General features: G+C 39.3%; 5 protein-coding genes. 4 read left to right on the plus strand and 1 reads right to left on the minus strand.

What is annotated here, in order from left to right:
* The first annotated feature begins 69 nt into the window (after positions 1-69).
* Positions 70-4,125: a FecR family protein gene (locus ACI6MV_RS10180; RefSeq protein ID WP_407270180.1), complete on the plus strand. Its 4,056-nt coding sequence runs from the start codon at positions 70-72 to the stop codon at positions 4,123-4,125.
* A gap of 591 nt (positions 4,126-4,716) precedes the next feature.
* On the opposite strand, the gene ACI6MV_RS10185 is transcribed toward ACI6MV_RS10180, so the two are convergent.
* Positions 4,717-5,400, minus strand: a complete 684-nt coding sequence (locus ACI6MV_RS10185) for a FadR/GntR family transcriptional regulator (protein WP_407270181.1) — start codon at positions 5,398-5,400, stop codon at positions 4,717-4,719.
* Between the two features lie 270 nt (positions 5,401-5,670).
* Between ACI6MV_RS10185 and ACI6MV_RS10190 the strand changes: the two genes are divergently transcribed.
* The 3 genes from ACI6MV_RS10190 to ACI6MV_RS10200 all read left to right on the plus strand — a co-directional run bounded on the left by ACI6MV_RS10190 (position 5,671) and on the right by ACI6MV_RS10200 (position 12,965).
* Complete coding sequence (locus ACI6MV_RS10190) at positions 5,671-6,831, plus strand: trans-sulfuration enzyme family protein (protein WP_407270182.1); 1,161 nt, start codon at positions 5,671-5,673, stop codon at positions 6,829-6,831.
* A 21-nt stretch (positions 6,832-6,852) separates the two neighbouring features.
* On the plus strand, positions 6,853-8,325 hold the full coding sequence (nhaC, locus tag ACI6MV_RS10195; protein ID WP_407270183.1) for a Na+/H+ antiporter NhaC: 1,473 nt from the start codon (positions 6,853-6,855) through the stop codon (positions 8,323-8,325).
* A 674-nt stretch (positions 8,326-8,999) separates the two neighbouring features.
* Positions 9,000-12,965, plus strand: coding sequence for an alpha/beta hydrolase-fold protein (locus ACI6MV_RS10200; protein WP_407270184.1), 3,966 nt, complete (start codon positions 9,000-9,002; stop codon positions 12,963-12,965).
* Positions 12,966-13,122: the final 157 nt, after the last annotated feature.

The raw sequence follows: 13,122 nt of genomic DNA on the forward strand, positions 1-13,122 counted from the left end.
GGGATTTACCAACTAATGTCGAATTTATTATTCGAATAAGCTAGATGACAATTGAATAAGGAGGCGCCGATGAGCAGAAAAATTATTTTATACGGTTCAAGTGTGGCAGCAATAACTGTAATTGTGATGGTGCTGTTATTTAACCTCACCAACCCGAACAATGCTGGGAATGACATTACAGTCTTGGCTTCGGGGGATACGGGAAAGCAGGAGGAGCGGAGCAATTTAAATCAACTGGTACCGACTGCTACCCTTACAGAAATTACCGGTGAGGTATTTATTGTCCCAGCTAAGCAAGGTGATGATCAGGTAGTGGCAACCGAAACTAGCAAGTTAATTCAAGGAGATACGCTAGTTACGGCAGCAGGGGCCACGGTCAAGTTAGTGTTTGATGCTGAACAATATGCTGTTTTAGGTGAGAGTACGGAAGTAGAAATCAAGGAGCTTTATAACTCAAATAAAGGTCTTCACATTCTACTAGAACAACGGGCAGGAAAAGTGTGGCATGCTGGACACCATGAGGACTATGCGGTCGACATGACGGATTTAAAAGTAACTACAGATGGCACACATTTTGGTACCTTCTCTGCAAATCAATCTATGTTTGTGTTTAGTGGAGGGACTAGCGCTAGTTTCACTTACATGGATGAAGAAGAAAAAGAAGAGCAAGATTATGAGCTAATCATCTATCCGACACAGGAGATAACGCTTGATCCGGACCAATCGGATAATCCGGATCCGTACGTTAGAATTATTGACCCAGGGGATTTTGTTGACGCTTCTGATCCTGCAATCATTAAAGAATTACTCAAAAACAAAAACGAAATTGATCAAGAAAATGAGGATTTACTTAAGAAGCTGCAAGAACATCCAGATCCCTCTAATCCTGAAGAGGTACTACAGCCTAGTGATTTGGACATCTATCAACAAAACATGGATAACATGATTCAAAATATTATCAAGCAATCGCTGCAGCAAAAGAAGATAGATGAGCTAACTGTAAAGCAGATTGTAAAGGAAGAACTGAAAGAAGAGCAGTGGGACTTTGAGAATGTTCCCCCAGTTATAATTGCAAAAGAATTGGATAAAAAAGCACTAGATCAGCTAATCGAAGAACAGAAAAAGCAGATACAACAAGATCAGGAGCATGCTAATGAGGAAGGACAAGATAAATTAAAGGAGGAAGAGATTAAGCATTTACTAGAAATAATTGAAGAAACACAAGAAATGTTAAGAAAACAACAACAAGTGAAAGAGCAAGAACAAATGAAGAAAGAAATACAGCAAAAGCTTGAGAAGGAATTAGAGGAACAGAAACGTAATGCAGAACAAGAGGAAATAAAAAAACAGCAAGAGCTACAGAAACAACAAGAGTTACAGAAACAGCAAGAGGAAAAAATAGCTAAACAGAAAATGGAAGATCAGCTAGCGCTAAATCAAGCGTATGCACAAATAGACGCTGATGTTTTGCTTGGAAATGAGGGCAAAACATTTCATTTAGCAAATTCAGCTATTTCCATCCGTGCGAGATCTAGCAATCAAAAGGTGGTCAAGGTCGAGGTGAATCAGTCAGATATAACGCTGATCCCAATATCCAATGGTAAGGTGACGTTAACCGTTACAGGGAAATTGAACGGTTTGAGTGTTAGCAAAACGGTTCACATAACTGTGGAAATGCAACCAACTGAGGGACCAAAAGCGATCAGCTTCACGGATATAGGTAAGTTGCTTGGATCTGTCGCTGGTAAAGTAGGCATTCAAAAAGCAGATGACGAGCTTAACATTTCAGGCTACACACTATATTGGGCATCCGATAAAAAAGAGAAGCTTGGCAACCCAATCGCTAACCTTCCGAAAACAGGTGAAAATCTCGTTTACACTTTTACGGAAGAAACGAAGATACCAACTGGCGCAACAGGACTTCTAGCCTACTCGCATAATAAGGCCGGTGAATCTAGTACTGCATCGTATGTGTCGTTCGTTGATTTGCAGGAAATACAGGTGAAGGGGTCGTTAGCAAATGTGATTTTGCATGCAGGACAAAATCAGTCATTCGAACTCACGAACATTTTCGAAGGGGAAACAGGAGCCTGGATCGATCCAGCAGATGCTGTGTATCATGTCGAGCTTAGCTCAGAGGATGAAGATGAGGCCAGAGCTTACGAGGATGGCGGATTCTATGTAGAAGGGCTGAAACTTGGAGAAACCACGATAACTGTAACGGTCACCAATGTCGACACGAATCAACACGCATCGACCTTATTCCATGTAACAGTCAAGGACGTCCCAGCCAAAGCACCTGCTGGTGTAAGGTTTACAGACACGAATCCATTACGTGGAAAAGTAACTGGAACTGTTTCAATTATTAAAGCAGCCGACGAAAGTGATCTGACGGATTACGTATTGTACTGGGCAACGAATACGAAAGAGAAGCTCGGTGCCCCGATTGCAACACTTCCGAAGACAGGGGATACGATCAGCTACCCATTCACTGCGGGAACGGCAATCCCGGATGGCGCAACAGGGCTCCTAGCATATTCGAAAAATGCCGTAGGGGAATCGCGCGTTGTGTCTTATGCGTTGTTCGTTGATTTGCAGGAAATGCAGGTGAAAGGGTCACTAGCAGATGTGACATTGAACGCAGGTAATAACCAAGGGTTAAGCCTCGCTCAGATTTTTATGAGTGATACAGGAGCCTGGATCGATCCACTAGATCCTGCTTATCATGTTGAGGTTAGTTCAGCGGATGAATTAGTGGCGAAGGTAAACAAAGATGGCGATTATTTTGTGGAAGGTGTAGAACCCGGAACAACAACGATTACCGTAACAGTCACCAATACCGAGAAAAATCAACATGCATCGACCTCTTTCCATGTGACAGTCATGGACAGCGTCCCAGCTGAAGCTCCTGCTGGACTGACGTTTACAGACACGAATCCATTACGTGGAAAAGTATCCGGAACTGTTTCAATCACCAAAGCAGCGGACGAAAGTGATCTGACGGATTACGTATTGTATTGGGCAACGGATGGGGAAGAAAAGCTCGGTGCCCCGATTGCGACACTTCCGAAGACAGGGGAAACGATCAGCTATCGATTCACTGTGGGAACGGCAATCCCAGATGGCGCAACAGGACTCCTAGCATATTCGAAAAATGCCGTAGGGGAATCGCACACTGTGTCTTATGTGTCGCTAGTTGATTTACAGGCGTTGCAGGTGAAAGGCTCTTTGCCAGATCTGACATTGCAAGTTGGTCAGAGGCAGTCGTTAGAGCTTGGGAATATCTTTGTGGATGAGGATGGAGAATGGATTAGTCCACGGGATGATGGTTCCTATAAAATCCATTTTAGTTCAGAGAATGCAAATTCAGCGTGGGCATACGAGGATGGTGGCTATTTTGTAGGTGCATTAGGTATGCCTGGTGAAGTAACGATTACGGTTACGTTAACCAATAAAGAAAAACATATGCAAGTTTCCACCACGTTTGTTGTAACAGTCGAGGACGTCCCAGCCGAAGCTCCTGCTGGTGTAACGTTTACAGACACGAATCCGTTGCGTGGAAAAGTGTCCGGAACTGTATCGATCAACAAATTATCGGACGAAAGTGATCTGACGGAATACGTATTGTACTGGGCAACGGATACACAAGAAAAGCTTGGTGCCCCGATTGTGACACTTCCGAAGACAGGAGACACGATCAGCTACAGTTTTGATCCAGAAACGACTATTCCGGATGGGGCAACAGGGCTATTAGCATATTCGAAAAATAGTGTTGGCGAATCACGCACCGGGCAATATACGTTGGTTGTGGATTTACAAGAAATGCAGGTGAAAGGGTCGCTAGCAGATTTAATATTGGAAGTTCGCCAAATATATTTGTTAGACTTGTCTACTATTTTTATTGACGAAGAGGGAGAATGGATTAATCCAAGAGATCCTTCCTATACTGTCAAGTTTAGCACTGAAAATGAAAACGTAGCTTGGCCATACGACGATGGTGGCTATTATGTAGAGGTCCCAGCCGAACTTGGAGAAGCAACGATTACTGTTACATTAACAAATAAAGAAACAAACAAGCAGATCTCTACCACGTTTGTAGTTACAGTAAACGGTATTTCTGTGTAACGTATTATCGAGGCTATTTCAATTGCCACGGAACTGCAATAGGCTGTCGAGAAAAATCTCGGCAGCTTATTTTAAAAGATAAGAAAACTCGAAGATGTCTAGCTCCAGCGCCTACCCCCTCTCTGGTCTTAAGTCAATCCTCTATGTGGCAAAGACCGCCACGCCGAGGCTGCACTTAATGTCGGGGGTGAGTAGGGCGCTTGCGCTTTTCTTAATTAATAGTTTAGTCAATTTCATAATACTGATTTTTAGCTACATGATTCCATATATAGTTGGATTAAATCGTCTCCGAACTATATATGGAATCACATAGCTGTATAAGGTAATTATGAAATTGACTCAGTTAGTAAAACCTACTAATAGAGGTTGTTCAAAAAGTCCCCTTTCTATCACGATGATTACTCAAGTAGCTTATCGGCGTCGAAGATTGAATTCAGCCGAAAAATCCGGTCCTCACGTAGGTTCTGTCTACGCTCCGGTCCTCTTTTTCTAGCTTCATCCAATCTTCTCGGTGCTAAAAACGGAACTTTTTGAACACGCACTAATAGTTAACTTCTTAGTAGCATGAAATCTTTATCCAAAAAAAACTCACTATATACTCTCAATAGCTCTTTTAATAAATTCCATAATCTTCAAAAAGGCACGGGATGCTTTCTCCGTGTCTTTTTCTTTGATAGCCTGCAACATCTCTTCGTGATATGGATAACTTTTATCAAAAATATCTTGAATACCAAATGGTTCGTTCCAAAATTCATGAAACGTATCCCAGACAGAATCAATTATGCTTTTTAGCATCACGTTATTTGCAGCTTCATAGATCGTTTGGTGAAATAATGCGTCGGCGAGGTTTGCTTTATCGCGCTCATTAGTTTCGATATAGTGAACATATTCTTTCAGGTGATTTTCCATCTTGTTGATATCAGACTGTGTTGCCTTTTTGGCTGCCAAGTCCACCGCTTTTCCTTCCAAAGCAATTCTAACTTCTAATGCTTCTAATAAAAACTGTCTTTCATTTTCTATTTCAAAGGCAGTCTGGATTTGAAAAGGCTTTGTATTTTTAACGAAGGTACCTTTCCCGTTTAATATCTCCAAATAACCTTGTGATTCAAGAAGCTGCAGTGCTTCCCTTAACGAGGACCTACCTATTCCTAATGTTTCAATAAGTGAAGAAACAGCTGGAAGGCGGTCACCTTCTTTTAGTTTTTCCTTTTTTATATATGCTTTGATTTCATCGGCGACTAATTCCGAAAGTCGCTTCTTTTTTAATGTTTTCACGCACTCACCCTCTTACTTTTCCTGATATAAGTGTATAATAACTTCTTTTATTTAGCCAATAATACTAAGTTATTCGAATTCATAATATTGATTTTACAACGATGTATACAACTATGTATTTTGATTAAACTGCTCCAAACTAAAGAAGTGTGGTAATATTAATAATCTGAATATTCTAACCTTTCATACAGGTTGAAAGTATGATAAAATAATTTTAAGCTTATAAAAAGTATTTCGCCAATCATCATAGGAAAGAAGGTTGACTAACACATGAATTACACCGACGAAGAAATCTGCACGCAAATTGGTGACGATCCTTCCAAACATCATGGCGCAGTTTCTCCTCCAATATATCAAACTAGTCTTTTTGCATTTGCTAGCTTCAAAGATTTTACCGAAGCGCAAAAACTGGAAAGGGAAAATTACGTCTATTCAAGAGGGGTAAATCCAACAGTAGAACTACTAGAGCAGAAGTTAGCTGCTCTTGAAAGGGGGGATTCCTGTAAGTGCTTCGGATCTGGAATGGGTGCAATTAGTGCGGTGTTTTTCTCGTTATTGAAAAGTGGAGATCATGTTCTATTAATCAATAATATCTATGGGCCTACAACCCAATTGATTGACTATCTAAAAAAATTCAAGATTACGTATAGTTTTATAGACCATGAATTAACTAACATTCAAGAAGCGATTCAAGAGAATACTAAGCTTATTTATGTGGAAAGTCCAGGTACAATGCGGATGAAGGTAGTGGAACTTGAAGCCGTCGTAAAACTCGCTAAAGAGAAGGGGATTATTACAGCAATTGATAATACGTGGTCAACCCCACTCTTTCAAAAGCCATTAACAATGGGATTTGATTTATCGATTCATTCACTAACGAAATATATCGGTGGTCATAGTGATGTAGTTGGAGGAGCGGTGATTGGAAATCGTAGATTAGTTGATGAAATTTTTCAATATGGTTATCAGTTAAATGGTTCTGTACTAGGGGCACATGATGCATCCTTAATTCTTCGAGGACTGCGGACATTACCGATTCGATTAAAGCAACATCAGGAAAATGCATTAAAAGTTATTGCGTATTTGAAAATGAAAGAAGCAGTTGCTAGTATTCATCATCCCAGTTTAGAACAGTCGCAGTATCCGTTCATGAATACACAAATGAAAGGGTTTACAGGTTTGGTTAGTTTTGAATTAAAGCAGGCTAATTTTGATAGTGTATCTAGATTTATTGATGGATTGTCTCTATTTAAAATTGGTGTTAGTTGGGGTGGCTATGAAAGTTTGGTAACTTCGCCAGTGAAAGTTGATAATGCACAACAACTCATCGAGCAAGGCATTTCACCTGGCTTAGTCCGATTATCTATAGGATTAGAAGGTTCAGATTTGCAGATTCGCGACTTAGAGAAGGGTTTTAACCAATTAAGATAAAATCAAAGGGGAGAGGTAGACATGAGTGATCAAACTGTTAAACGTCCGTCGTTAGGCATGGCATTAATTCCTATATTTATTTCGTTAGCGATTTTTATTGGTGGTATTGGTATTTTGAAGTATCCTGCTGAACTAATGTTGTTATTTGCAGGTGTGGTGTTCGCAATTTTCGCTGTACTACAAGGGCATCAGTGGGGAAAAATCATTGATACCATGGGTGAAAAAATCAAAAAAGCACTTCCGGCTATATTGATTTTATTTGCTATCGGTTTATTAATTGGTACGTGGATAATTTCGGGAACGATTCCGTTATTCGTTTTTTACGGGTTAAATATAATTGATCCAAACTATTTATACGTCCTTGCCTTTTTAGTAACTGCAATTGTGTCAACGTGTGTTGGAACTTCTTGGGGATCAGCGGGTACGATTGGTGTAGCGATTATGAGTATTGCGGCAACCATGGATTTATCTTTAGCAATTACCGCCGGTGCTGTTGTGTCCGGTGCGTATTTTGGGGATAAATTATCACCACTGTCAGATACGACTAACATGAGTTCACTTGCTGCGGGATCCAACATATATGATCATATTAAGCACATGCTATATACAGCGATTCCATCTTCCATACTAGCAATTATTGTCTTTACTATTGTCGGTTTCGGAATTGAAATAAATGAAACACAACTAGCGAATGTACAAGAAATGATTTCTGGAATTGATCAGTTATTTAATCTAAATGTCTTACTTTTAATACCGGCAGTTGTCGTTATCGCAGGATCTTTATTAAAAAAATCACCACTAATTGTTCTTTTCACCTCAGCCGTTACAGCTATGATTCTTGCATTAATTTTTCAAGGTGCATCGTTTTCTAATTTATTCGCTGCAGCCGTATCAGGATTCAATGTTGATATGTTGGGATCAGATGCAAGTGTAATTAGTGAAGATATGCAATCATTATTAAATCGTGGCGGGCTCTATTCCATGTATAATGCAACGTTCTTCGTCTTTGTTGCATTTTTCTTTGCCTCTGCATTAGAAGTATCTCAAGCATTAAACGTAATTTTGGAAAGAATTATCGTTCATTTGAAAACAGTTGGAAGCATCACATTCTCCGCACTTGTTACAGGATTCGCCGTTATTAACTGTACATCAAATGCCTTGGTTTCGTTCTTCCTGGTCAAAGATATTTATGGGAAGGTCTATCGTCAGAAGAATATGCATCCAGTCAACTTGTCCAGAAACATGGAAGACTCGATTACGATTACAGAAGTGCTAATGCCATGGACAGTATCCGGGGTATTTATGGCTACTACGCTTGGTGTCGGCAACTTTGAATTTTTACCTTGGGCGATTTTTAACTTAGGTGGATTTATTTTCTCTGCACTATATGGATTCCTCGCTCCGTATACGAAAGGTTTTGGAATTCGGATGTTAGATGATGAAGATAAAAATCAGTCTAATAATTTGACGAATTCTAAAGAATTGCAGCAATAGGAAAAACTTCAAAGCACGATTGGGAGGGTCTTACTAAGTGAGACCCTCTTTTACGTTCAATCGTTGCTCTTTTACTGCTTAGGACTGACAGTGTCTGGTCCAGTAAGTCTGCTCCTTACATCCATTAACTTTGAATCTCTTCTCCAAACACCAATCTATAACCTAGTGCAAATATGTTGTAAAAGTAGTAAGGGTTTTTGTTTTTCTATAGCCAAGAACAGTATCCTGCCTATTAAAAGTTTGTGAAGTTGTTTGCGAAGACAAAATCATTACCAAAAAACAAAAATATTACTAATTTAATCTGTAGGAATTAAAATCACTAAAGATTTTTAGGATATCTTCTAAAAATCTTTCTAACATTGTATTTAGAAACTTGCTAGTATTTAAGAGAGTACAGAAAACGCTTACACACAAGAGGTAGAGGAGGTTAATCTAAACAGATTTGGAGCTCGGATAATCAATCGGGACGGATTTGGATCCTGGGTTAGGATGATGCACGTACTTTAGCTTCTTGATATTAGGAAGTAATGTCAGTATATAGCAATTATGAAAACCCTTCACATCGTGCGTGTACTGATATATCACCAAATAGTAATTAATGAGTATGAGAGCCTAGCCGTGATTTTTGCTTATACAGGTAGCGTTTTTATGCTTATATAAAAGGAGGAATTTAATTGAAGAATAGTAGACGCATATTTGCAGTGATGATGATTATATTATTGGTATCCACTAGTATTAATCTAAACGTATTTGCTGCAGGAACAACGGAAACTGTTACAGGGGGAGATGTTAGTGTGTCATACGATGTGACATTACCACAAGGGTATGATGAAAATGGCCGCTCATATCCTGTGCTTTATGTGATGCCGGAAGATGGAGTATCATCATATAGCGATCAAATGTTAACAATGATTCAAGAAAAAATTTCAACAGATCATGCTGGTGACATGATTGTTGTAGCACCGAAGTTTGTTGAAGGTGAAGATTTCCGTGTTACGATGGATCAAATCATTACGCATGTCGACGAGAATTACAACACAATTCCAACAGTGAATCAACGTGCGATTCTTGGTGCCGGAATTGGTGGTTACATGGCATACATTATGGGTATGACAGATACTGAAGGGGACACGGACGCAGTTCTTTCTGCTCCAAACCAAATTAAAAACATTGGTAGTATCCGTGGTAATTTTACCGGATCTGATCATCCATTAACTGAAGAATACGACGATGTTTATGATATTATTTCTGAAATTGGCAAGGAAGATATATTAAACTATTATACTTATCTTGATGGTCCAACAGAAGATTCTTATACTTATATGACTAACTCTACCAATGATATCGGTTCTTTGTTCATTGATTGGTATAAGACATTGTCTTATGACTACCATGAGTATACCGCACGTTTCGGGTCATATGACGATGCCTTCCTAGAAGAGTCGATTAATCGTGTTATTAATCGTTTTAGCCAACAATTCTATTCCGATATGGTGGATGGCAACGTTTCGATAACGCCGCAGGTGGCAGCAAGTGCTGTCGAAAACATAGAGGTAGAATATACGATTAATGTAAGTGATTTTTATAGTACAACTTCTTCTAAAACTGCTGATATGACGGTTAAGGTTGAATTAACCGACCCAGAAGACGGAAGTGTACTTCATTCAGATGCAAAAACACTTAGCGTTGCAGGTCCAGATCGTTTTGAGGGAACGTTCACAATTCCGAATACCGTAAATGGAGCTAGCTCAAACGTTACTGTAACTGCAGAAGTACTTGGATATAAAGTGGAAATTGGCAATCAGTCCTTAATACGTATTATGGATACTGGTACGGAGGCAGATGAACAGTTAATAGACCTTATGGGTGACTGGAAATTCAATGCCTATAAACCTTACTCCAATACGGATCGTGTAGCATTGGATGATATAAATAATCTTACTAAAGATAAATGGAGTACTTGGGGCACTGTACAACCGGCACTTGGCTGGTGGTCAGCCGATTTTGATGAAACCCTTGGCGGAAATTCAAATTGGATAGGTTATGCTTGGTATGTTCGTGAGTTTGATATGCCAGCAGATTTTCAAACGGAGGACCTGATTCTTGCACTTGGTAAGTTTGACGAAGCAGATGAAGTTTACGTTAACGGTGTGCGCATAGGTTCAACAGGTATTCCAGAAGCAGGCGGTGCTTATGACGGATCGAATCCATGGGATGTGGATCGCCTTTATGACCTGGATGCTTCTGTACTAAACTATGGTGGTACGAACACAATTGCAGTTAGAATGGCTAACTCCAACGGCGGCGGTGGTTGGTATGAAGGCCCGGTTGGAATCTACTCACCTGCAGCTTATAACAAGATTGTTGGATTGCCATCTGAATTAGCTGAAGCTTCAGTTACACAACAAATTACAGATTTTGTTGCAACCCAACATGCTGCATTGGAAGCGAGCGATATTCAAGCATATGCGAAGACAGTTGCTGCAGATTACTTCCAAGCGGGATATGATAAAAATCGTTTAGTTGAAAAAGTTAGCACTTATGTGAGTGGAGAAGGAAATGTATCTGTCACGGACAGCTCTGTTAATGTATATAACTACAATGGTATGTATTTATATCAAGCTGATCGAACGATTACAACTGCGAGTGGCGAAACGGTTACAGAACAAGTAAATGATTATTATATTATGGAAGATGGTAACGTGATTTTATATGGTGATCATGACCGCTTTTATGTGGATACTTATCCATCTGCATATGGTGCAAGTGCACAGGGAATAGATGGTATAGCAGATATGACACACCGTGTTTATCTACCGGATGGATATTTCAATTCAGATAAAAGATATCCTGTTGTGTATTTATTGCACCAATTCAGCAGTACAAGTAAATTCTATGAAATTGATGGAATTGACGCTCTGCTGGATAAAGGAATTGCAAATGGTGATATAAAAGACATGATCGTTGTCATTCCTGACAGCAGTGCTATTAGCTGGTGGCGAGGAGATTGGGAATTGATGGTGACAGAAGATTTAGTCCCATTTGTTAACAATAACTACCGCACAATTTCTGATGCAAGGTTCAACGGAGTGGCGGGTGCATCGATGGGTGGCCAAGGCGCTTATGGTGTTGGCTTAGAAAATCCAAACTTATTCTCATCGATTACTAGTTTCTTTGGTGCTTTTAGCTATGGTGGAGCACACAGTCCGAATCTGATTGCTGAGCAAGTTAGTGATGAATATTTAAATTACTATACGCATTACTTTATTTCTGGTAACAGAGACGTATATGGATTCGGTAGCCCTAACATTAAATTGGACAAACAACTACGTGCAAGCGGTGTTGATCATATGTTTATGATTGAAAACGGTGAACATACAAGTGCATTTTATATCCCGCACGTTATCGAAGCATTTAGTTATGTGAGTGATAACATGTTTAGCACTGGTGGAGAGATTGCAAATAACGCAACCGGTGCATTGGAAGCAGCAGTAAGTGATGCTGTTTTGGATATTTCTGCAACATTACAATTGGATAGTGAATTCAGCAAATGGCTGAATGTGGTTCCGGATTCTGATTTTACGAAAAATACAAATCCAGAAATGACAATTCCAGTTACTTTAGAAATCGTACAAGATGGAAAATCTGTCTTTAAACAAGTTGAATATCCAGTCGTATCAGGTTCCACATCTTTGGAATTTGATAAACAGATTGTTTTAGGTGGTTCTCTGTCAGATGCGTATAGTGTCGATCCGGAAAAAGACTTCACGCTACGAGTATATGCATCTCTTTTAGACACAAATAAACAAATCGGTACTTTTGCATATACCGCACCGGATGAAGAGGAAGAAGATCCAACAACAGACCCAGTCGTGGACAAACCTGATGTAGAACAACCTACTAAAGCCGTAGTGAAGAAAAATGCAGATTATGATAAGAAAACGAAAAAAGCAACAATTAGTGATGATTCTTTAGATAAACTTGCTAACGGAGGTACGCTTGAGGTTAGCCTTAAAGCTGCCAAAGGTGCTGATGAAGTTACATTGGAATTAACAGCAGCACAAGTCCAAAAACTAAAAGACAAAAATGCATCGATTGTACTGTCTAAAGATGATTTGAATATCAAAATCCCTGCGGTTAACTTTACGGGAGAAGGATCTGTTCAAATTTTGATTCAAAAATATCAGGATGATGAAGCATATTTATCTTCTGTATATAACCTTACAATTAAACAGAGCGGTTCCATCATTGATACGTTTGACGCGCCTGTAACCCTTACATTCAAGGTGAATAAAAACGCGAAAAAGGCAGAAAAAGTTAACGTGTATTACTACAATGAAGAGACCGAAAAATGGGAATTAATCGGTGGGGAGTTTGATGGGAAATATGTAACTGCTGACACAAACCATTTTAGTATCTTTACTGTGTTAAAATCTGATGAGCAAGAACTAGTAACCGAAAAACCGATTGTTGAAGATAAGGAAGAAGATCAGCAACCTGAGGAATCAAAAGACGATGAAAAAGGAAAGGAACAACTTCCAGATACAGCATCTAATCAATTTAACTGGTTGCTAGCGGGACTTGCTTTGTCGGTTATTGGTTTTCTATTGTATCGGAAAAATAAGCACTTAATAAAGTAGAAAAAAAACTGTAGCGACAAGGAGTTATCACGGAAGAATAGGGCTTTTCATTAGTTGTACAAACTAATGGAAAGTCTTTTTATGTAGTAAAGGATGATCAGTCTTATCTCAAATTGATTATGGATAATTGTGACTACTATATTAACTTAATAGTGTA

Source organism: Radiobacillus sp. PE A8.2 (assembly GCF_045635475.1).
Taxonomy (GTDB): Bacteria; Bacillota; Bacilli; order Bacillales; family Amphibacillaceae; genus JBJGXI01.

Excerpts from the sequence above, each read along its gene's own strand:
- ACI6MV_RS10180 (WP_407270180.1), top strand. The coding sequence starts at position 70 with ATGAGCAGAAAAATTATTTTATACGGTTCAAGTGTGGCAGCAATAACT.
- ACI6MV_RS10190 (WP_407270182.1), top strand. The coding sequence starts at position 5,671 with ATGAATTACACCGACGAAGAAATCTGCACGCAAATTGGTGACGATCCT.
- nhaC (WP_407270183.1), top strand. The coding sequence starts at position 6,853 with ATGAGTGATCAAACTGTTAAACGTCCGTCGTTAGGCATGGCATTAATT.